The following is a 22,297-nucleotide window of genomic DNA, read 5'->3' on the forward strand; positions in this document are numbered from 1 at the left end:
CGGGAGAGGGTTGGGGTGAGGGACGAGGGTCGTCCGGAGAGGTCGCATCCCTCACCCTGTCCCTCTCCCGCACGGGAGAGGGGACCCGCGCCGCAATCGGCATCGTGTGAGTCTGGTCATCCACCGAGCGAGGCGGACGCGCGCGTGACGCGCCGACGCCGCTCACAGCACTTTCCAGAAGACCAGGATCAGGACCGCGTAGACCGCCACCAGCAACCCCGCGCCCTGGAGGTCGACCGCCGCCCGTCCTTCCTTCGCGGGAGCCAGCCACCAGCGCATCCGGTTGGCGGCCCAGGGCACCAGGCGCGACGTGATCAGCACGCTGACCACGTTCCCGATGAACAGGGCCACCGGGAAATCGAGCTTCAGCACCTGCAACAGCAGCGGCGTGCCGATCAGCAGGCCCCAGAGGAACACCGTCGGGTAGAGCGTCAGGAGGACGATCATGTTCATCTTCCAGGCCGGGGGCGGCGGCGCGCCCTCCGGGGTCGTGTCCCGGAACCATTGCTCGAAGCCGCTCTGCACCGTGCGGGTGTGGAATTCCGCGGTGAGCGGCGCCGCCTCCTCGATCAGCGCCTTGCGCGCGGGGGAATCGAGCCAGGCCTGAAGGTTGGCGTCGCTGTCGAAGCGCAGGATCGCGACGAAATCCTCCTGCACGCCGGGCACGGCCGGCTCGAACCGGTAGCCCTGCAGCCCCGGCGCCTTCGACTGAGCGGCCGCGACCTTCTGCTCCCAGCGGAGATATTCGGCCTCCATCCCGGGCTTCACCCGGGTGCTGATCACCGCCGAGACCGGGGCCGTGCGGGCGGCGCTGGCCGCGTCGGTGACGATGTGGACGTCGTCGCGGCCGACCAGCATCGGGGCGGCGCCCTCGATCCGGGATTGCCGCTCCGGCGAGGCCAGCCAGTGCCGGGCATGGTCCAGGCTGTCGAACCGCTGCAGGATCACCCAATCGACTTGAAGCGGCGGGTGCGGCGGCATCAGCCGCTGCTCGATGAAGCCCGGAAAGGTCGCCACCACCGCGCTGGTATCACCCTGCCACCGGGCGAAGGCGTCGGCGCTCTCGGGCCGGACGGTGGTCTGGGTGACGATGCTGACGCTCGCCGCGGGCCCGCTCATCGGGCGGCGAGCTTTTCGAACAGGCGGTCCGGGGTGAACGGCAGGTGGGCGAAGCGCACGCCGGTGGCGTCGGCCAGCGCGTTCGAGACCGCCGGGGCCACGGGGTTGATGCCGCACTCGCCCTGCGACTTGGCCCCGAGCGGCCCGATCCGGTCGACGGTGTCGGCGAAGAAGATGTCGGTGTGGGGCGTGTCGGCGAAGGTCGGGATCCGGCAGTTGCGCAACTGCGGGTTGATCATGCGGCCGTCGCCGTCATGCACCATGGTCTCGACCAGCGCCCAGCCGTAGCCCATGCCGACGGCGCCATCGAGCTGGCCGCGGCACTGCATCGGGTTGATCGGCTTGCCGATATCGGCGGCGTGGACGCTGTGCAGCACCCGGATCTCGCCGGTCACCCGGTGGACCGCCAGGCGGACGCCCTGCACGTTGAACGCGATGGTCCGCGGCGACAGATAGGCCTTCCGGCTGACCATGAAGCGGTGGTCGACCTTCGTGCCCTCGGCATGGAGGTCGGCGAGCGTCAGCCGGCGGTTGCCGCAGACCACGCCGCCATCGGTGTCGAGCCGGCATTGCTCCACCGGGATCCCGGTGTGGCGGCTGGCGAAATCGAGGATGTCCTTGGCCATGGCCTCGGCGGCCAGATGCACCGCCTTGCCGCCGACCACGGTGCCGGTGCTGGCGAAGGTGCCGGTGTCGTAGGGGGTGCGGTCGGTGTCGGCGTTGATGATCGCGATGGCGTCGGCGCGGGATCCCAGGATCGCGGCCGCGATCTGCTTGTGGGCCGTGGTGATGCCGTTGCCCATCTCGGTGGAGCCGCAGGCGAGGTGGTAGGTCCCGTCCGGGAGGAGGCGCAGCTCGGCGCCCGAGCGGTGCTCGGTCGGCGGTCCGCATTCCAGCATGGCCAGCGCCACGCCCCGTCCCTCAGCCCAGTCCGGGCCCTCGGGCCTGGCGACGCCGTTGCCCTTCTCCAGCTCGCGCTCGACGATATCGAGGCATTCGCCGATGCCGTAGCTGCCGAAGCTGGCGTCGCTCGGCTCCTTCCAGATCGACTCGATGTTGTCCCCGGGCTGCACGACGTTCAGGCGGCGCATCGCGAAGGGATCGATGCCGAGCTGGCGGGCCAGCGCGTCGATGGCGCATTCGATCGCGAAGGTGGTCTGCGAGGCGCCGTAGCCGCGGAATCCGCCGCCCGGCATCATGTTGGTGTAGACCGCGTGGCCGATGCCCCGCTTGTTGAGGCAGCGATAGGCCGCGATCGGGCTGGCCATGGCGGCCCCCAGGGTCTCGCCGCCGTGGCCGCCATAGGCGCCGGTGTTGGAGACGACCTCGACGTCCAGGGCGGTCAGCGTGCCGTCCTTCCGGGCGCCGATCTTCACCCGGGTGGTCATCGGGTGGCGCGTCGTGGCGCCGATGAACTCCTCCTCCCGGGTCCATTCCCACTTCACCGGGCGCCCGAGCTTCATCGTGGCGAACAGGACGAGGTCTTCCGAGACCATCTCCTGCTTGCCGCCGAAACCGCCGCCGACCCGCTCGGTGAACACGTGCAGGTCCCGGTGCGGCACGCCCATGACGTAGGCGAGCTTCTGGCGCACTGCGAACGGCGCCTGCGAGCTGGTGCGGATGTGCCAGCGCCCGTCCTCGCCCTGCCAGGCGATCGAGCCGTGGGTCTCGAGATGCGTGTGCTGCACGCGGGTGGTCGAGTAGGTCTCCTCATGGATCACGTCGGCTTGCCCGAAGCCGGCCGCCACGTCGCCGATCTCGCCCTGGAGCGTGCAGAAGATGTTGCTGTCGCCGGTGACGTGCTCCTTGTCGTGCAGGATCGGCGCGCCGGGCTGCATGGCGGCGACGGGATCGAACACCGCCGGCAGGACCTCGTAGGTCACCTTGAGGGCCCGGCAGCCGGCCTCGGCCGCCGCCTCGGTCTCGGCGACCACGGCCGCGACCCGCTGGCCGGCGAAGCGCGCGACCGAATCGAGCAGCAGGATGTCGTCGGGATCGACGAGGTGGTCCTCGTGGAGCGCGGAGCTGAACCGGCGCTTGGGTACGTCCTGCCAGGTATAGACCGCGACCACCCCCGGCACCGCCCGGGCGGCCCGGTCGTCGATCGCCACGATGCGAGCGTGGGCGTGGGGCGAGCGCAGCACCTTCAGGTGCAGCAGGTCCGCCACCGCGACGTCCATCGTGTAGCGGGCGCTGCCGGTGAGGATGGAATCCGTGAACGGATTGGGCAGGCTGGCGCCCAGCGCCTTGCCGGCCAAGTCCGCCTCGATGTTGCAGCGTCCGTGCAGCGCGTCGTTGATCGAGCGGTAGCCGGTGCAGCGGCAGAGGTTGCCCTTGAGGGCGTGGGGCAGGTCCTCCTTCTGCGCGTCGGTCAGCGTCACCGCGGTCATGATCATGCCGGCGGTGCAGAACCCGCACTGGAACGCCTGCGCGTCGTGGAACGCCTGCTGCATCGGGTGCTGCGCGCCGTCGGCGGCGGCCAGGCCCTCGATGGTGGTGACCTCACGGCCCTCGGCCCGGAAGGCCGGGACCAGGCAGGAATGGAACGGCTTGCCGTCGATATGAACGGTGCAGGCGCCGCAATCGCCGGCGTCGCAACCTTTCTTGACCCCGAACACGTCGAGGTCGCGCAGGAAGGTGCGCAGGCACTGACCGGGGGCGGGTTCGGCGGCGTAGGCGCGGCCGTTGATCGAATAGGCGTTCACGCGAGCTCCGTACGGATCTGTTCGGCCAGGTATTGCGTGACGTGGCGCTTGTAGGGGGCCGAGCCGTGGACGTCGGCGAAGTAGGCCTCCGGCGGCAGGCGCGCGTCGAGGGCGTGGGCCAGCTCCTCCGCGGTCGGGCAGGCGGAGAAGCGCAGCTGCACCGGCCGGGGCGTCGCCGCCGTGACCGTCAGCAGGAAGTCCGTGCCGTCCTGGCCGAGCGTGCCGATGATCAGCGCGGCCGAGCGCCCGTGCTTGGTCAGCGAGACCTGCCGCATGGCCGTCCGCTTCGTAAGCGCCGCGGCCGGCAGGTGGATGCTGCGCAGCAATTCGCCCGGCTGCAGCACGTTGGCATGGTTGCCGGTGACGAACTCCGCGACCGGGATCGTGCGCGGCGCACCGTCCCGCGGCCACAGGGTGCAGACCCCCTCCAGCGCCGCCGTCAGCGAGATCATCGCGCCGGCTGGCAGCGACATGCAGACGTTGCCGCCGATGGTGGCGGCGTTCCAGATCTTGAACGACATCAGGAACGAATCGATGCAGTGCCGGAACAGCGGCACCGCGTGCCAGTCCGCCGGCCCCGCGAAATCGTGCAGCTCGACGATCCGGCAGGTCGCGGCGATCTCGAGTCCGGCCTCGGTCACCGTCAGCGGCGCCCAGCCCAGCCGGTCGAGATCGATCAGCGTATCGACCGCCACCTGCTGCTCGGAGAACAGCCAGGTGCCCCCGGCCAGCCACGAATACCCGTCCTGCCAGCCCTGGACCTCGTCGAGGGAGGTCGGCCGCTTGACGTCGACAATCGTTGAGAGGTTCATCGCCGGCCTTCAAGTCTCACGGACGTCAAAAGCCCGTCCCGCTTCACGTTCTTGTCGCCCATCTCAAGTAAATGGACCGTATAAACTCTGTGGTATCTTGATTGATCGTAAGCGGAATATGAATGCCCGGGCCCGACGAGCGGCGATCATCAGTTTTCGACCCATCCGATCCAAAGGCATCGTGCCATCGGCCGATCCGTGCCGCAGCCATGCTGTCGGGATGGGGCGCCGAACCTTCGCGCCGTCACGCCGTAGTCCATGCGACCTTCGCCGCGGTGGGACCTGGTGTTCGCGCACGCAGAAACATCGCGGGATTCTTTGTGCATCGGGCCCCCGCCGAGTTTTCAGCGGCTATCTGGAATTGTCGCGCAGTAAGCATATGAATTGGATGCGCGTCAATGCAATATATCTGGTGCCGACGAAGAAAAATGTAAATGCAGTAAGAGCGAGATCAGTAAGACTTGATATTGAAGATATTCAAATACATATCGCCACTGTCTGCCGCTTTAGAACGATTATAGGCGTTTATACACTATCGCGCGGCATCGCGATTGGCGGCCGTGAGACGGATCGACAACAAAAAGACCGCGCCGCTGCACGGACGGCCGACGGCCAGTCACGCCGGGGCGGATGCCCAAGCAGACGGGCGCGCAGACTCGATTATCGTCGCTGGATCGCGGGCAACGGCCGGGCCCGCGCGCCGTCCTACCCCACAGGAGTGCGGGTGAGGCACAGGCGTTGGTGGCAAGCCGCGACGCGCGCCCCTTTCCCGTTCGGGCTAGCGGACTCACACATCGCGGTCGGTAGGATACGCTGGAGACACCGCTGCGCTCCCTCCCCCGCAGAGCTACGGTGTTCACACATCGGCTTGCGAAAGCCGCCACGCGCCCCCTCTCCCGTGCGGGCTACGACGTTCACACATCGGCTCTCATAGGGCGCGACGAACCCCCTCTCCCGTGCGGGAGAGGGTTGGGGTGAGGGATGCGACATCTCCGGAAAGACCTGATCCCTCACCCTGTCCCTCTCCCGCACGGGAGAGGGGACCCGCGCCACATCCGGGGATGTGTGGTCCGATAGCCCACAGAGGGGGAGGGAGCGCGCACCTGCCCTTCCGGACCAGGATCTGCCGGTAGCGGCATGGTACCAAAGGGAGATGTGTGAACGTCGTAGCCCGCTGAGGGAGGAGAGGCGCGCCTCTCCTCCGGATCGAGCCTTCTGTCGGGCGGCAGGCGATCCGAAACCCGATCTGCGGGCGGCGCTGTCAGTCGCGCACCACCACCTTGGTCCCCACCCGCACCCGGTCGTAGAGGTCGACCACGTCCTTGTTGGTCATGCGGATGCAGCCCGAGGAGACCGCGGCGCCCATCGTGTCGGGCTCGTTCGAGCCGTGGATCCGGTAGAGCGACGAGCCCAGATAGAGGGCGCGGGCGCCGAGCGGGTTGTCCTGGCCGCCGGCCATGTAGCGCGGCAGGTCCGGGCGGCGGGCCAGCATCTGCTGCGGCGGGCGCCAGGCCGGCCATTCCTTCTTCATCGTCACCGTCTTGGTGCCGGACCAGGAAAAACCCTGCCGGCCGACGCCGACGCCGTAGCGGATCGCCTCGCTGTTTCCGAGGATGTAATAGAGCCGGCGCTGGCGGGTGGAGATCACGATCGTGCCGGGCTTCTCGGTGCTGTTCCAGCCGATCGTCTCGCGCGGGATCGCCTGGCTGCGGAACACGTTCAGGAAATCCGCGAGCGGCCCGCTATCAAGCGGGCTGGCGGAAGCGGGCGCGCTCCCCAGCAGGGCGGCTGCGAGCCCCAGCATCGCGATCCGTCTCGACATGGTCTGTCATCCTCTCACTTGCCGGTTCTCGCCGATGGCGTCGGTCATCGCGGGTGGGCCGCGATCCTCCGGCGAACCGGCCCGCACTTCGCGGCAAGGTTGAGGCCGGTCCGTCGACGACGGCATTTCCGGGCGTGAATGTGTGGTGCGTGCAACACTCCATTTCCAGCGTGGAGCCGGGGTTTGGCGAAGGAGCGTCGCGACACCCCAAAATTCCGCACTACCTTGACCGACGTGATCTGCGAGCGCTCATTGGTATCGCGACAATTTTCGGAACGCACGCACAGCTACATTGCATTTTTATCAAAACACAAAGGCAAAACAATTCGCACTTGTCCGAGCAACACTAAATATAGGACGCAGATAATGACTGGGCGTATTGTAAAGATTGTGCTCATATCCTCGATTATTTTTATAACGGGCTCCTGGTTTGTTGCCGCGACCTTCGCGAGGGATGGCCGTCGCTCCTGGTGTGGCGCCACGACGGGACCGAACGCGAGTGCCCCTCCCACCACCATCGACCTCGGGTGGAGCGGAGGCGACTCTATTGAGATCGGGATTCCGGCGCAGGTCCAATACCAGCCCGGCCCGAAAGCTGAAGCGACAGTGACCGGCAATGCCGATCTCGCAAGTCATGTGCGCCTGCGCGATGGCAAGCTCGAATGGGATAGCAAAGACTATGAGGACTGCTTCCCACCGACCTGGTCGTCCACATCGTCGGCCCGTCGGTCGCGGCGTGGACGATGCATGGCACGGCACACCTAACCCTGAACAATATCAGGCAAGATTCTCTGAAAATCACGAGGCACGGCACCGGAAGGATCACTGCGGACGGCGACGTTAAAGAAATCTGGCTCAGGGCCTCGGGCACGGGGAGCGCTGATCTGGGTAGACTTGAGACCCAGCGCGCAACAGTCCGTATCTCAGGGAGCGGTGAAGTCGACCTTGCACCACGCGAAGACGCTGACATTTCAGTATCAGGACGTGCAGTCTTGAGAATTCATGGGGATGGCGCGAAGCTGCATATTCTCTCGCACGGCTCAGCCCAAGTCACACAGGTTAAATAACGCGACAATTACATATATTTTTGCAGAAATACTATTGTGTGATCGGACTGGGTGCGATACTCAGGACGACACGCTCGGAAATCAGCCGCCTCGTCACCCGACGCGCGGGTCGGCCGGGCTCACTGCCGAGGCGGGAATCGTCACCAGCGCGCCCTCGGGCGCGGCGAATTCCACGATGAGAGCGTGCATATCCGGCGCCACGTAGACGATGGTGCCCTCGGCGCCGGCCGGCATCGTGTCGCCGTCATCCGTCACGGCCGCCGTGCGCAGCACGACGCGATCGAGATCCCGGAACGCGGGCTCGGCACGGCGCAGGGTATACATCGTCTCGACCGACATGCCCGTAATCTGGCCTGCGCCCCGATCGTCCGCAAGCCATCAGCCCGGCGCGACGCCGTGGGTGATTGCGCCGGGGGACGGCCATGCTTATCTCAAAGTCGTGATCCGATCCGCCGCCCTTCTGGCCCGCCGCGTTGCGGGCTCGCCGGACCGCCTCGTCCGGAGCCTCGCCGTGCTGGCGATGCTCGTCGTCGCGGCGGCTGCACTGATGGCTGCGCCCCGGCCGGCCCAGGCCGCGCTGGCGACGGGTCCGGCCTGTTCGGTGATGAGCCAGACCGTGGCCGTCCTGTCGGATGCGCGCAAGCGCGATGTGCGCAAGACCGCCCCCGAGGCCCGCCGGTCGCTGTTCGACGGCACCGACCTGTGCCCGGCCGATATCGAGATCGTCGGCGAGCTCGGGCTACCGCGCCGCCCGGTCGAGGCGCCGCGGCCCCGTCACGTCGCTGCCGCAACCTACGGCTATCAGACGGCCGCCGCGCCGGCCTCCGGGCCGGACGAGGCCCTGCATCGGCCACCCCGGGCGGCCTGATCCGCGCCGCCGGTATCGGTCGGCCGGGCGCCCCGAACGCCGCCGTATAGGCGCAAGAGCCTCGTCCGCGACACGCTTCCAGGACAAGGCCCTCAAGTCTCGATCGTGCATCCTTTGGTTTCCGGGATCCGGAAACCGTCCTTCGGGACGATGCGCGATCCGCCTCGACGACGCGCGGCCCTCACGCCGCGCCAGACTCTGCAGACGCATGATTTTCCAGGAGCGTCGGAACCCGTGACCCGCACTTCGTCCACCCCGTTCCCCGCCCGGCGCCGCGCGCCCGTCCTCTGGTCGGCCGCCCTGCTGGCTTTGGGCCTGTCGGCCTGCAACCCGAAGCAAACGGCGGCGCCGACGCCGCCGGTGCCGGAGGTCGGCTTCGTCACGGTGACGCCGCAGGCGATCCCCTACCTGCGCGACCTGCCCGGGCGGGTGGCGCCGATGCGCATCGCCGAGGTCCGCTCGCGAGTCTCGGGGCTGGTGGTCAAGCGCCTGTTCGAGCAGGGCAGCCAGGTCAAGGAAGGCGACATCCTCTACAAGATCGACCCGGCTCCCTTCGAGGTCGAACTGGCGAGCGCGGAGGCCGTGCTGGCCCGCCAGGAAGCCGCCCTCGTGCTCGCCCGCCAGCAGGCCGACCGGCTCGAGCAGCTGCTGACCCGGGCGACCGCCAGCCAGGCGCAATACGATGCCGCCTTCGCGGGCAAGAAGCAGGCGGAGGCCGAGGTCGCCGGCGCCAAGGCGGCCCGGGACCGGGCGCAGCTCAACCTCGGCTGGACCGACGTGCGCGCGCCCATCACCGGCCGGATCGGCCGGGCGCTGCTCACCGAGGGAACCCTGATCGAGCCGGGCTCGACGGGTGCGCTCGCCACGATCCAGCAGCTCGACCCGATCTATGTCGACATCACCCAGTCGGTGGGCGAGCTGAACCGCCTGCGCCGGGATCTCGCCAGCGGCGAGCTTGCCCGGCTGGAGGACAACACCGCCAACGTCCACCTGATCATGGACGACAATTCGCTCTATCCGCTGGCCGGCCGGCTGCTGTTCTCGGACGTCACCGCCGACCCGAGCACCGGCCAGGTGACCCTGCGGGTGCAGTTCCCCAACCCGCATGACGAGCTGTTCCCCGGCATGTACGTCCGCGCCCGGATCAAGCAGGGCATCGATTCCGACGCCATCGCGGTGCCGCAGCAGGCGATCCAGCGCACCGAGGACGGCCGCGCCGAGGTCTGGCTGGTGCGGGCCGACGACACGGTGATGCGCCAGCCCGTCGAGGTCGGGCCGGTGGTCGGGCAGAACTGGCTGATCCGCGACGGGCTCAAGGGCGGCGAGAAGGTCGTGATCGACGGCGTCCAGAAGATCACCGTGGGCGCGAAGGTGAAGCCCCTGGACCAGACCCCAGCCCACGGCGAGGCCGGCCCGAAGCACGATGCCGACGAGGTTCCCGACGCGCCCGGCGACCAGAAACCCGGCGACAAGGCGGAGGCCGCCCCGCGCGCCGCCGCGGTCAACCGCCACTGAGCCGTTTCCGATCGCGACGCGATCGAAAACGGCTCTCAGTCTTTGGTTCAACGCGCTCGCTTCTGCCGAACCGGCATCCACTTCAGCGGCGAGCGCTCTAGGCCCGGGAGACCCCGACCATGGCACGCTTCTTCATCGACCGCCCGGTCTTCGCCTGGGTGGTGGCTTTGTTCATCTGCCTGGGCGGCGCCCTGGCGATCCCGAACCTGCCGATCGCGCAGTACCCGGTGATCGCCCCGCCCCAGATCGCCCTGTCCACGGCCTATCCCGGCGCCTCGGTGGACAGCCTCTATGTCGGCACGACCCGGCTCATCGAGGATGAGCTGAACGGCGCGGCCAACATCATGAACTTCGAGTCGACCACCGACTCATTCGGCTCGGTCAACATCACCGCGACCTTCCTGCCCGGCACCGAGCCGGCGCTGGCCTCCGTGGAGGTGCAGAACCGGCTCAAGCGCGTGGAGGCCCGCCTGCCCGCGGAAGTCCGCCAGCAGGGCATCCTGGTGGAGGAGGCCTCGGCCGCAACCCTCAACATCATCACCCTGATCTCCAAGGACGGGTCGATGGACGAGGTCGGTTTGGGCGACTTCCTGATCCGCAACGTCATCAACGAGATCCGGCGCATCCCCGGGGTCGGGCGCGCGACGCTCTACTCCACCGAGCGCTCGCTGCGGGTCTGGGTCGATCCGGACCGCTTGCGCGGCCTGTCGCTCAGCGCCGAGGACGTGACCCAGGCGATCCGCAACCAGAACATCCAGGTCGCCTCCGGTTCGGTCGGCGCTCAGCCGAGCCCGACCAAGCAAGCCGTCACCGTGCCGATCATCGTGAAGGGCCAGCTCGGCACCATCGAGGATTTCGGCGCGATCGTGCTGCGGGCCAATTCCGACGGCTCGAACGTGCGCCTGCGCGACGTCGCCCGGATCGAACTCGGCGGCGACGCCTACCAGTTCTCCACCCGGCTGAACGGTGGCCCGGCCGCCGGCATCTCGGTGACGCTGGCCCCCGACGGCAACGCCCTGGAGACGGCCAAGGCGATCCGCGCCAAGATGGTGGAGCTGTCCCAGTTCTTCCCGCCGGACCTAAAGTGGGACATCCCGTACGACATCACCCCGGCGGTCGAGGCCTCGATCGAGAAGGTGCTGCACACCCTGGTCGAGGCGGTGGTGCTGGTCTTCCTGGTGATGTTCCTGTTCCTGCAGAACATCCGCTATACCCTCATCCCCACCATCGTGGTGCCGATCGCCCTGATGGGCACGGTCACGGTGATGTGGATCTCCGGCTTCTCGGTGAACGTGCTCACCATGTTCGGCATGGTGCTGGCCATCGGCATCCTGGTCGACGACGCCATCGTGGTGGTGGAGAACGTCGAGCGGATCATGAACGAGGAGGGCCTGCCCCCCAAGGAGGCCACCAAGAAGGCCATGGAGCAGATCACCGGGGCGATCATCGGCATCACCCTGGTGCTGATGGCGGTGTTCATCCCGATGGCGTTCTTCCCCGGCTCGGTGGGCATCATCTACCGGCAGTTCTCGATCGCCATGGTGACCTCCATCGCGTTCTCAGCGCTGCTCGCCCTGTCGCTGACCCCGGCGCTCTGCGCGACCTTCCTGAAGCCGGTGGCCAAGGGCCACGGCCACGCCAAGGGCGGCGTGTTCGGGATGTTCAACCGCTTCGTCGACCGCGAGACCGCCCGCTACGGCCGCGGCGTCGCGGGGTTCATCCGCAAGTCCGGCCGGGTGATGCTGATCTACCTCGCCCTGGTGGCGGGCACGGCCTACGCCTTCATCAACCTGCCGGAAGGCTTCCTGCCGGTGGAGGACCAGGGCTTCTTCACGGTCGACATCCAGACGCCGCCGGGCGCCTCCTACAACCGCACCCAGGAGGCCAACCGCAAGGTCGAGGAGCACCTGCTGGCGCAGCCCGGCGTCGCCACCGTGACGATGCTCAACGGCTTCTCGTTCTCCGGCCAGGCGCCGAGCACCAGCCAGGCCTTCGTGACCCTCAAGCCCTGGAGCGAGCGCGACGCCAAGAACTCGGCCGCCGCCCTGGTGGCCGGCACCAACGCGGCGCTGGCGAATTACCGCGACGCCACCGTGGATGCCCAGGAACCGCCGCCGGTGGACAACCTCGGCAACGCCGCCGGCTTCTCGTTCCGCCTCCAGGACCGGGCCAACCGCGGCTACGCGGCCCTGCTCTCGGCCCAGGACCAGCTGCTCAAGCTCGCGCAGGCGAGCCCGATCCTCCAGAAGGTGAAGATCGAGGGCCTGCCGCCGACCCCGCAGGCGGAGCTGATCGTCGACCGCGAGAAGGCCGCGGCGCTCGGCGTGAAGTTCGAGGACGTCAACGCCACGATCCAGCTCAACCTCGGCTCGGTCTACACCAACGACTTCCCCAACCGGGGCAAGATGCAGCGCGTCTACGTGCAGGCCGAGCAGCTGCAGCGGATGAACGCCTCGGACATCCTCAACTACGCGGTGAAGAACGCCGGCGGCACGATGGTGCCGATGTCGTCCTTCGCGGAGCTGAAATGGGGCATGGGGCCGAGCCAGATCGTCGGCTTCAACGGCTACCAGTCGGTGCGCATCACGGGTGAGCCCAATCCCGGCTACACCTCGGGCGATGCCATCGCCGAGATGGAGCGGCTGATGCTCCAGCTGCCCAAGGGTTTTGGCTATGCCTGGACCGGGCAGTCGTTCCAGGAGAAGCAGGCGGGCAGCCAGGCCAGCCTGCTGCTGGCCCTCTCGGTGCTGATCGTGTTCCTGTGCCTGGCCGCGCTCTACGAGAGCTGGGCGATCCCGGTCTCGGTGCTGCTGGTGATCCCGCTCGGCGTGATCGGCGCGGTGGCGGCCGTCTATCTGCGCGGCATGCCCAACGACGTGTACTTCAAGATCGGCCTGATCACGATCATCGGCCTCTCGGCCAAGAACGCGATCCTGATCGTGGAGTTCGCCAAGGACCTGTGGAAGCCCGGGACCTCGGTGGTGCGGGCGGCCATCGAGGCCTCGACGCTGCGGTTCCGGCCGATCGTGATGACCTCGCTGGCCTTCATCTTCGGCGTGGTGCCGCTGGCCATCGCCACCGGCGCCGCCTCGAAGAGCCAGCAGGCGATCGGCACCGGCGTGATGGGCGGCATGATCACCGCGACCGTGCTGGCGGTGTTCTTCGTGCCGGTGTTCTTCGTGGTGGTGATGCGCCTGTTCCGGCGCAAAGCCGTGGCCGCGGGGGAACGCGGGGAGGGGGCGGACGAGGCGGCGCCTCATCAGTCGCATCACGCGGCGGCGGCCGAGTAGGAACTGCCGGTCTCCTGTTCGTCTCCGCCCTGCGTGTTGGGATCCCCTCGCCCCGCTTGCGGGGAGAGGGCCGCGACGACCGCGTCGTCGGCGCGGCGAGGCGGCAGCCGAGGGTGAGGGGGCGGCTCCGAATGAGCCTCATCCGTTCACACCCCCTCACCGCCGCTTCGGCTTCGCCTGCGCTTCCCGCACGGACGACGAGGTCCATGCGGGCCTCTCCCCGCGTGCGGGGAGAGGGGAACCCGCGCCGTGTCCTGAAATCCGTGAACACGGCACACACTCAATCCGTATTTTGCATACGGATGGTCCGAACCTTGCTGTGGGTGTGTGGCCGGTGCGGTTTGCTCGCGCGCGGCGCTCGGCCTAGGCTCAACCCCTGCGCTGGTGATGGCGGCCTGCCATCAACTTCCACGGTTCCGGAGATCCGCTTGTCCCGTTCGACCCTGAAGATTCTCGCCCGCGGCGTGGCCGTGGGCGCGACCCTCGCGCTGGTCGCTCTGCCCGCGCAGGCCGCCAACGTGTTCCGCTTCGCCTTCCAGGGTGATCTCAAATCCCTCGATCCGTACTCCCTCAAGGAGAGCTTCACGGAGGGCATGCAGCAGGCGGCCTACGAGGCGCTGGTCACCCTCGACAAGAACTTGAAATTCGCGCCCGGACTGGCGGAATCCTGGGAGATTCCGGAGCCGACCCGTTGGCGCTTCCACCTGCGCAAGAACGTCAAGTTCCACGACGGCTCGCCCTTCACGGCCGACGACGTGATCTTCTCCGCCCAGCGCGTCCGGGCCTCGGGCTCGAACTTCACCACCAACGTCCCATCGGACGCCGAATTCGTGAAGGTCGACGACTACACCGTCGATATGGTTCTGAAGAAGCCGAACCCCATCGCCATCGCCCAGTTCCCGACCTGGCTGATCATGTCGAAGGCCTGGTCCGAGAAGAACGGCGCCGCCCAGCCGACCCCGGCCAACGCCACCAGCCCGAGCTACGCCACCCTGCACGAGAACGGCACCGGCCCGTTCGTGATCGCCGAGCACCAGCCCGGCGTGAAGACCGTGTTCAGGAAGTTCGACGGCTACTGGGGCAAGGCCGAGTCGAATCTCGACGAGGCGGTGCTCACCACGATCGCCAATCCCGCCACCCGCGTCGCCGCGCTGCTGTCCGGCGAGGTCGACTGGATCGACCCGGTGCCGCTCCAGGATCAGCAGCGGGTGAACGCCAGCGGCACCGCCATCGTGATGGCCGGGCCGGAGCTGCGCACGGTCTTCCTCGGCATGGATCAGGACCGGGACGAGCTGAAGGATTCGAGCGTCAAGGGCAAGAACCCTTTCAAGGACATCAAGGTGCGCGAGGCGTTCTACCTCGCCATCGACGAGGAGACGATCGCCAAGCGCGTGATGCGCGGGCAGGCCGTGCCCTCCGCCCTGATGATCGCTCCGAGCCTGTACGACCGCGGCGCCGAGTTCAAGCGCCCGGCCACCGACCTCAAGAAGGCCAAGGAGCTGATGGCCCAGGCCGGCTACCCGGACGGGTTCTCGCTCACCATGGACTGCCCCAACGACCGCTACGTCAACGACGAGGCGATCTGCCAGGCGGTGGTCTCGATGCTCGCCCGCATCAACGTCAAGGTGAACCTGAACGCCCAGCCCAAGGCCAAGTACTTCGCCAAGGTTCTGGCCCCGAATTACGACACCTCGTTCTACCTGCTCGGCTGGACGCCATCGTCCCTCGACAGCCACAACATCCTCTACGAGATCGTCGGCTGCCGGAAGCCCGGCGACAAGTCCGGTCGGGGCAGCTGGAACCTGGCGGGCTACTGCGACCCGAAGATCGATGAGATCGCCGACAAGGTCGAGGGCGAGACCGACAAGACTAAGCGCGACGCGCTGATCAAGGACGGCTTCGACGTCCTGAACGCCGACTGGGGCTACATCCCGCTGCACCAGCAGGCCCTGGCCTGGGGTGTCTCCAAGAAGGTCCACCTGACCCAGCGCGCCGACAATCTGCTCCTGCTCTACTGGGTCTCGAAAGACCCCCAGTAGGGGCCGGGCGTGCTCGCCTTCCTGCTGCGTCGGGTGATCCAGGCGGCCGCGGTGCTCGCGGTCGTCGGGCTCATCGCGTTCTCGATGTTCCGGTTCGCGGGCGACCCCGTGAACCAGATCGTCGGGCCCGATACCCCCGCCTCCGAGCGGGCCGAGATCCGCAAGAGCCTCGGCCTCGACGATCCGGTGCTGGTGCAGTTCGCCCGCTATGCCGGCGACGTGGTCCGGGGCCGGCTCGGAATCTCGTACCAGTTCCGCCAGCCGGTCTCGCAGCTCCTGGCCGAGCGCATGCCCGCGACCCTGGAGCTCGCCTTCTGCGCGACCGTCTTCGCCCTGGTGGTCGGCGTCCTGATGGGGGTCTACTGCGCGCTGCGCCGGGAGTCCTGGCTGGCCGGCCTGTTCCAGGCGGTCTCGCTGATCGGCATCAGCCTGCCGACCTTTCTGATCGGCATCCTGCTGATCTACCTGTTCTCGGTGACGCTCGGCTGGCTGCCCTCCTACGGGCGCGGCGATACGGTGCGGCTCGGCTGGTGGACCACCGGCTTCCTCACCTGGTCCGGCCTGAAGGCGCTGATCCTGCCCTCGGTGACCCTCGGCCTGTTCCAGATGACGCTGATCATGCGGCTGGTGCGCGCCGAGATGCTGGAGGTGCTGCGCACCGACTACATCCGCTTCGCCCGGGCGCGGGGCCTCTCCACCCGCGCCGTCCACCTGCGCCACGCCCTCAAGAACACCCTCGTGCCGGTGATCACCATCGCCGGGCTTCAGCTCGGCTCGGTCATCGCCTTCTCGATCATCACCGAGACGGTGTTCCAGTGGCCCGGCATGGGCCTGCTGTTCGTCCAGGCCGTGCAGAACGTCGATATCCCGATCATGTCCGCCTACCTGCTGCTCGTCGCGCTGATCTTCGTGACCATCAACCTCGTGGTCGACATCCTCTACACCGTGGTCGATCCGCGCCTGCGGCTCTCGTCCGCGCGGACCGCGTGAGGGCGACGCGATGAGTGGATACGACCTCGACGCCGGCGATGCCCCGCCGGTCCCCCTGCCCGAGGCGGCCCAGCCCGGCCGGCTCGCGCGCTGGCGCGACTCCGACCTGCTGGCGAGTTTTCTGGGCTCGAAGACCGCGATCGTCGCGCTTCTGGCCACGGTGCTGATGGTCGGGCTCGCGGTTGCAGCCCCCCTGATCTCGCCCCAAAACCCCTACGATCCGGCCCAGCTCGACCTGATCAACTCCAACCTGCCGCCGATCTGGCAGGCGGACGGGCAGGCGCCGTTCTACCTCGGCACCGACGACCAGGGCCGGGACGTGCTCTCGGCGGTGCTCTACGGCCTGCGCCTGTCGCTGATCGTCGGGGTGCTCGGGGTGATCACCTCGGGTGTCCTCGGCATCGCGCTGGGATTGGTTGCCGGCTACGCGGGCGGCGCCCTCGACACGCTGATCATGCGGATCGCCGACGTGCAGCTCACCTTCCCGGCGATCCTGATCGCCCTGGTGGTGGACGGCGTCGCCCGCGCCAGCTTCGGCGGCGCCCTCGATGTCGGGCCGCTGATCGGGCTGATCGTGATCTCGATCGGCCTGTCCTTCTGGGTCCAGTACGCCCGCACGGTGCGCTCTTCCGTGATGGTCGAGAAGGGCAAGGACTACGTCCAGGCCGCCCGGCTGATCGGCCTGACGCCCCCGGTGATCCTGGTGCGCCACGTGCTGCCGAACGTCACCGGCCCGGTCTTCGTCATCGCGACGATCAACCTGGCGCTGGCGATCATCACCGAGGCGACCCTGTCGTTCCTCGGCACCGGCCTGCCCGAGACCATGCCGTCGCTGGGCACCCTGATCCGCACCGGCAACCGGTTCCTGTTCTCCGGCGAGTGGTGGATCGTCGCCTTCCCGGGCCTGGCGCTGGCCGGCCTCGTCATCGCCATCAACCTCCTGGGGGATTGGCTGCGCGACGCCCTCAATCCGAAGCTGCAATGATGTTTTTTGACCACGGCGTTTCCCGGGCTCATCCCACCCTCCACCTCATCCTGAGGCGCCGGAGCGAAGCGGAGGCCTCGAAGGAGCCCTCCAGGGATCGCGCGCCGACTGGAGGTCTCCTTCGAGGCTCGCTGCGCGCGCACCTCAGGATGAGGGTGGGGGTGGGAGCGAGCTCCGCCGTCGGAGCCCGCGCGCGATGACCGAAACCATCCTCTCCGTGCGCGACCTCACGGTCATGTTCGACACCCGCCGTGGGCCGCTCACCGCCATCGACCGGGTCTCGTTCGACATCGGCCGGGGCGAGATTTTGGGCGTCGTCGGCGAGTCCGGGGCCGGCAAGTCGGTCACCGGCTCGGCGGTGATCGGGCTGATCGACCGCCCCGGCCGGATCAGCGGCGGCGCGATCCATTTGCGCGGCGAGCGGATCGACAATCTGTCCCCCGAGGCGATGCGGCGGGTGCGGGGCCGCCGGATCGGCATGATCTTCCAGGACCCGCTGACCTCCCTGGATCCGCTGTTCCGGGTCGGCGACCAGATCGTCGAGACCCTGCGGGCCCATACCGACCTGTCGGCGAAGGCGGCCCGCACCCGGGCCATCGACCTGCTCGCCGAGGTCGGCATCCCGGCCCCCGAGCGGCGGATCGACGGCTATCCGCACGAATTCTCCGGCGGCATGCGCCAGCGCGTGGTGATCGCCCTCGCGCTCGCCGCCGAGCCGGAGCTGATCATCGCCGACGAGCCGACCACGGCGCTGGACGTCTCGGTCCAGGCCCAGATCATCACCCTGCTCAAGCGCCTGTGCCGCGAGCACGGCACCGCGGTGATGCTGGTGACCCACGACATGGGCGTAATCGCCGAGGCCGCCGACCGGGTCGCCGTGATGTATGCCGGGCGGGTCGCCGAGATCGGCCCGGTCGCCGCCGTGATCGCCCAACCGCATCACCCCTACGCGGTCGGCCTGATGGGCGCGATCCCGACCCTGTCGCAGGAGGCCGACCGCCTCAGCCAGATCCCCGGCTCGATGCCCCGGCTCACCGCCATCCCGAAGGGCTGCGCCTTCAACCCGCGCTGCCCGAAAGTCTTTGCCCGCTGCCGCGTCGAGCGGCCCGAGCCGATCCTCGTAGGCGCGAGCCGCGTCGCGTGCCACCTGTACTATGTGACGGAGAAGGCGGCGTGAGCGCCTATGTCGAGGTCACCGACCTGCGCCGCCTGTTCGACGTCTCGAAACCCTGGCTCAACCGGGTGATCGAGCGCGAGCCCCGCCGGTTCCTCACGGCGGTGGACCGGGTCGGCTTCACCATCGCCAAGGGCGAGACCTTCGCGATCGTCGGCGAATCCGGCTCCGGCAAGTCGACGGTGGCCCGGATGGTGGTCGGCCTGCTGCCGCCCTCGGCCGGCGAGGTTCGGATCACCGGCATCTCGATGACCGATCCCCGGGAGGCGGCGGCCCGGCGGCGCCTGCGCTCGCGGATCCAGATGATCTTCCAGGACCCCTACGCGTCGATGAACCCGCGCTGGCGGGTGGGCAAGATCATCGCGGAGCCGATCCGGGCGTTCAACCTGATCCAGGGGGAGGGGGCGATCCGCGCCCGGGTCGGCGAGCTGCTCGGCCTCGTCGGCCTCCACCCGGACGACGCCAAAAAATACCCGCACGAATTCTCCGGCGGTCAGCGCCAGCGGGTCGCCATCGCCCGGGCGCTGGCCAGCCAGGCGGAGTTTCTGGTCGGCGACGAGCCGACCTCGGCACTCGACGTCTCGGTGCAGGCGCAGATCCTGAACCTGATGCGCGACCTGCAGGACCGGCTGGGCCTGACCTACCTGTTCATCTCCCACAACCTCGCCGTGGTCCGCCACATGGCGACCCGGGTGGGGGTGATGTATCTCGGCCGCCTCGTCGAGGTCGCGGCCGCCCGCGACCTGTTCGCTCGCCCGCGCCACCCCTACACGCGGATGCTGCTCGACGCGGTGCCCGACCTCGCCCATGTCGGCCGCGCCCGGGTGCCGGTCTCCGGCGAGATCCCGAACCCGATCGACCCGCCCCCGGGCTGCACCTTCAACCCGCGCTGCCCGCTGGCCAACGACCGCTGCCGCACCGAGGTCCCCGCTTTGCTCGACGGCGTCGCCTGCCACGCGGTGCAGGAGGGGCGGGCCTGATTTTCGGGTCGATACGGGCCGGATCGAAGGCTTTCTGTCGCTCTGGGCCCATCCGGTTGCCAGGCGCGCGAGGCCGTCACTTCCTCAGCGGCACGCCCTTCGTGGTGAAACGCGGCGCCCCCGGATGGCGCATGGGGCGCGACTGGCCGCCTGCCTTGCCCGCACCAGCACCCGTTCCCGGCGGCTGCGAGAGCGGAATGAGCTGGTCCGGCCTCGGCCCGATGAGGTCCGCGCGGCCCATCGCCCGCAGCGCCTCGCGCAACAGGGGCCAGTTCTCGGGATCGTGGTAGCGCAGGAACGCCTTGTGCAGCCGGCGCTGCCGCATCCCCTTGATCGCGTCGACCGGCTCGCTGCCGCCGCGCCGCACGCCCTGCAACGGGTTGATCTCGGTGTGATACATGGTCGTGGCGGTCGCCATGGGCGAGGGCAGGAACGTCTGGACCTGATCGGCGCGATAGTCGTTCTTCTTGAGCCAGAGGGCGAGGTTCATCATGTCCTCGTCGGTCGTGCCCGGATGCGCCGCGATGAAATACGGGATCAGGTAGTATTTCTTGCCGGCCTGCTTGGCGGCGGCGTCGAACATCTCCTTGAAGCGGTCGTACGTGCCGATTCCCGGCTTCATCATCAGGTCGAGGGGGCCGCGCTCGGTGTGCTCGGGCGCGATCTTGAGACGGCCGCCGACGTGATGGGTCACGAGTTCCTTGACGTATTCGGGGCTCCGGACCGCGAGGTCGTAGCGCACGCCGGAGGCGACCATGACCTTCTTGACGCCCTCCACCTCCCGGACCTTGCGATAGAGCCGGATCAGGTCGTCGTGCGAGGTGTTCAGGTTCGGGCAGATATCGGGAAAGACGCAGGACGGCAGGCGGCACGCCGCCTCGATCTTCGGGTCCTTGCAGGCCATCCGGTACATGTTCGCCGTCGGCCCGCCGACATCCGAGATCACGCCCGTGAAGCCCGGCGTCTTGTCGCGGATCTTCTCGATCTCGCGCAGGATCGAGTCTTCCGAGCGGTTCTGGATGACACGACCCTCGTGCTCGGTGATGGAGCAGAAGGTGCAGCCGCCGAAGCAGCCGCGCATGATGGTCACCGAGAACTTGATCATGTCCCAGGCGGGGATCTTCGCGTCGCCGTAGGCGGGATGGGGGGCGCGGGCGTAGGGCAGATCGTAGACCGCATCCATCTCCTCGCTGGAGAGCGGGATCGGCGGTGGGTTCAGCCACAGGTCGCGGTCGCCGTGGCGCTGGACGAGGGGGCGGGCGTTGCCGGGGTTGGCCTCCCGGTGAAGCACCCGCGAGGCGCGGGCATAGGCCTCCTTGTCGTCCTTGACCTGCTCGTAGGCGGGGAGCCGGATCACGGTCTCGCCGGGGCGACGGGCGGCGGCCTCGTCGGTCGAATCGAGATCGTCGGCGGGCAGCTCCGTGTAATGCTCGGGCACGCGGCGGAACAGGGCGACGCCCCGGACGGCGTCGAGATCGTGCGGCGCCTCGCCGGCCGCGAGGCGGTTCGCCACCTCGACGACGGCGCGCTCGGCATTGCCGTAGATGAGCAGATCGGCCTTCGCGTCCGCCAGGATCGAGCGGCGCACCTTGTCGGACCAGTAATCGTAGTGGGCGATGCGGCGCAGCGACGCCTCGATGCCGCCGAGGATGATCGGCACGTCCTTGTAGGCCTCGCGGCAGCGCTGCGTGTAGACGATGGTCGAGCGGTCCGGGCGCCGGCCGCCTTCTCCGCCCGCCGTGTAGGCGTCGTCGTGACGGAGGCGACGGTCCGCCGTGTAGCGGTTCACCATCGAATCGAGATTGCCGCCGGTGACGCCGAAGAACAGCGTCGGCCTGCCCAAGGCCTTGAACGGCTCCGCCGATTGCCAGTCGGGCTGCGCGATGATGCCGACACGGAATCCCTGCGCTTCGAGCAATCGGCCGATGATGGCCATGCCGAAGCTCGGATGATCGACATAGGCGTCGCCCGTTACCAGGACGACGTCGCAGGCGTCCCACCCGAGCGCATCCATCTCGGCGCGACTCATGGGCAGGAACGGCGCCGCCTTCCTGAGAAGCGGCACCTTGCAGCCGAGAGTCGCCAGGGATCGGCTCGCAGAAGCTTGGAGGTCCATGGGGTGGGTGCATAGACCGCAAAGGCCGCGAGCTCAACGAAGAGCGCGGATGTTGGCAGCCGCGACCTTTTCGACGCACCCGAGACTTGCTTTCGATCTGCGCCGGAAGCGGAGATCGGACCCGAGCCGGAAAGCAAGTATTTTTCTGCCGGCCAGCTTTCGTCCTGGGGCGGTGTCTATTCGACGTCCGCTCAAGGACATCGGGACGGACGCTCGAACGGCAAGGTCGGGTCGCAAGCGGAAGGCAGCGCGCGTCGAAGGTCGTCCGCCTCGCGAGAGGCGGCGTCCAACTCCCTCACGCGTCGCGCCACTCCGAAAACGTCGCCGCCTGACCCACGCTCACGCCGTCGCGGTCGAGTTGCCAGACCACCGCCTGCTCGATCCAGAAGCGCCGGCCGCCCTTGGCGATCCGCAGGCCCCGGTAGCCGCGGGTGAACCCGTCCCGGGCGACGGCGTCGAGGAGGCGCTGCCGCTCGGCGCGCTCGGGCGCCTCGGCCGAGAGCCGCGACGGCAGGCCGACCAGCTCGTGCCGCGCGTAGCCGAAGCAGGCCTGCGCGGCCCGGTTGGCGTAGGTGAAGCACGGGTCGGCGCCGCCATCATGGGCCAGCACCACGAAGGGCGCCTGCTCGTAGAGCCAGGCCGCATCCGCCCCCTCCGGCACCAGCGCCGCGCCGAGGCGCCGCCGGTAGCTGCCGGTGAGGACGGCGAAGAAGTCGGGATCGTGCGAGAGGTCCATCACGGTGGTCCGGAATCGGCTGCGCAGGCGCGCAGCCCATAGACGATGCCGGGCCGGTCACGCGGTGCCGAATCCCACC

At 68.4% G+C, this 22,297-nt stretch carries 16 protein-coding genes; 9 read left to right on the forward strand and 7 right to left on the reverse strand.

The genetic code is table 11. The annotated features are described in order from the left end of the window. Positions 1–162: 162 nt before the first annotated feature. The 4 genes from MKL20_RS28240 to MKL20_RS28255 form a co-directional block, all read right to left on the reverse strand. Complete coding sequence (locus MKL20_RS28240) at positions 163–1,119, reverse strand: antibiotic biosynthesis monooxygenase (RefSeq protein WP_244039457.1); 957 nt, start codon at positions 1,117–1,119, stop codon at positions 163–165. Continuing rightward, positions 1,116–3,824: a molybdopterin-dependent oxidoreductase gene (locus MKL20_RS28245; protein ID WP_244039458.1), complete on the reverse strand. Its 2,709-nt coding sequence runs from the start codon at positions 3,822–3,824 to the stop codon at positions 1,116–1,118. Before MKL20_RS28245 ends, MKL20_RS28240 begins: the two co-directional genes overlap by 4 nt. Then, a complete protein-coding gene (locus tag MKL20_RS28250; RefSeq protein WP_244039459.1) occupies positions 3,821–4,636 on the reverse strand; it encodes an FAD binding domain-containing protein in 816 nt (271 codons plus the stop codon). The genes MKL20_RS28245 and MKL20_RS28250 overlap by 4 nt, the downstream gene beginning before the upstream one ends. A 1,261-nt stretch (positions 4,637–5,897) precedes the next feature. After that, positions 5,898–6,458, reverse strand: coding sequence for a L,D-transpeptidase (locus MKL20_RS28255; protein WP_243969682.1), 561 nt, complete (start codon positions 6,456–6,458; stop codon positions 5,898–5,900). A 743-nt stretch (positions 6,459–7,201) separates the two neighbouring features. On the opposite strand from MKL20_RS28255, the gene MKL20_RS28260 reads away from it, so the two are divergent. Next, positions 7,202–7,525 carry a GIN domain-containing protein gene (locus MKL20_RS28260; protein WP_244039460.1) on the forward strand — a complete coding sequence of 108 codons (324 nt, stop codon included), beginning with the start codon at positions 7,202–7,204 and terminating at the stop codon, positions 7,523–7,525. Positions 7,526–7,618: 93 nt separating this feature from the next. On the opposite strand, the gene MKL20_RS28265 is transcribed toward MKL20_RS28260, so the two are convergent. Next, entirely contained in the window at positions 7,619–7,864 is a 246-nt protein-coding gene (locus MKL20_RS28265; protein ID WP_244039461.1) for a DUF4926 domain-containing protein, read from the reverse strand. A gap of 61 nt (positions 7,865–7,925) precedes the next feature. Here MKL20_RS28265 and MKL20_RS28270 point away from each other — a divergent pair, with 61 nt between their 5' ends. The 8 genes from MKL20_RS28270 to MKL20_RS28305 all read left to right on the forward strand — a co-directional run bounded on the left by MKL20_RS28270 (position 7,926) and on the right by MKL20_RS28305 (position 19,366). Next, positions 7,926–8,393 (forward strand): hypothetical protein, encoded by a 468-nt coding sequence (locus MKL20_RS28270; protein WP_244039462.1) that lies wholly within the window; start codon positions 7,926–7,928, stop codon positions 8,391–8,393. Positions 8,394–8,627: 234 nt separating this feature from the next. Further along, a complete protein-coding gene (locus tag MKL20_RS28275) occupies positions 8,628–9,908 on the forward strand; it encodes an efflux RND transporter periplasmic adaptor subunit (protein ID WP_244039463.1) in 1,281 nt (426 codons plus the stop codon). A gap of 119 nt (positions 9,909–10,027) precedes the next feature. Next, the gene (locus MKL20_RS28280) at positions 10,028–13,198 is read left to right on the forward strand and encodes a multidrug efflux RND transporter permease subunit (RefSeq protein WP_244039464.1); all 3,171 of its coding nucleotides are present in this window, start codon (positions 10,028–10,030) and stop codon (positions 13,196–13,198) included. Positions 13,199–13,626: 428 nt separating this feature from the next. After that, positions 13,627–15,237, forward strand: coding sequence for an ABC transporter substrate-binding protein (locus MKL20_RS28285; protein ID WP_244039465.1), 1,611 nt, complete (start codon positions 13,627–13,629; stop codon positions 15,235–15,237). Between the two features lie 9 nt (positions 15,238–15,246). Further along, positions 15,247–16,227, forward strand: a complete 981-nt coding sequence (locus tag MKL20_RS28290; protein WP_244039466.1) for an ABC transporter permease — start codon at positions 15,247–15,249, stop codon at positions 16,225–16,227. A gap of 10 nt (positions 16,228–16,237) precedes the next feature. Then, entirely contained in the window at positions 16,238–17,212 is a 975-nt protein-coding gene (locus tag MKL20_RS28295) for an ABC transporter permease (protein ID WP_243969695.1), read from the forward strand. Between the two features lie 196 nt (positions 17,213–17,408). After that, complete coding sequence (locus MKL20_RS28300) at positions 17,409–18,389, forward strand: ABC transporter ATP-binding protein (RefSeq protein WP_244039467.1); 981 nt, start codon at positions 17,409–17,411, stop codon at positions 18,387–18,389. Continuing rightward, complete coding sequence (locus MKL20_RS28305; protein WP_244039468.1) at positions 18,386–19,366, forward strand: ABC transporter ATP-binding protein; 981 nt, start codon at positions 18,386–18,388, stop codon at positions 19,364–19,366. The genes MKL20_RS28300 and MKL20_RS28305 overlap by 4 nt, the downstream gene beginning before the upstream one ends. A 76-nt stretch (positions 19,367–19,442) precedes the next feature. On the opposite strand, the gene MKL20_RS28310 is transcribed toward MKL20_RS28305, so the two are convergent. Beyond that, entirely contained in the window at positions 19,443–21,482 is a 2,040-nt protein-coding gene (locus tag MKL20_RS28310; RefSeq protein WP_244039469.1) for a YgiQ family radical SAM protein, read from the reverse strand. Between the two features lie 295 nt (positions 21,483–21,777). Further along, a complete protein-coding gene (locus MKL20_RS28315; RefSeq protein ID WP_244039470.1) occupies positions 21,778–22,218 on the reverse strand; it encodes an MEKHLA domain-containing protein in 441 nt (146 codons plus the stop codon). Positions 22,219–22,297: the final 79 nt, after the last annotated feature.

This window comes from Methylobacterium sp. E-066 (genome assembly GCF_022829635.1).
Classification (GTDB): domain Bacteria; phylum Pseudomonadota; class Alphaproteobacteria; order Rhizobiales; family Beijerinckiaceae; genus Methylobacterium.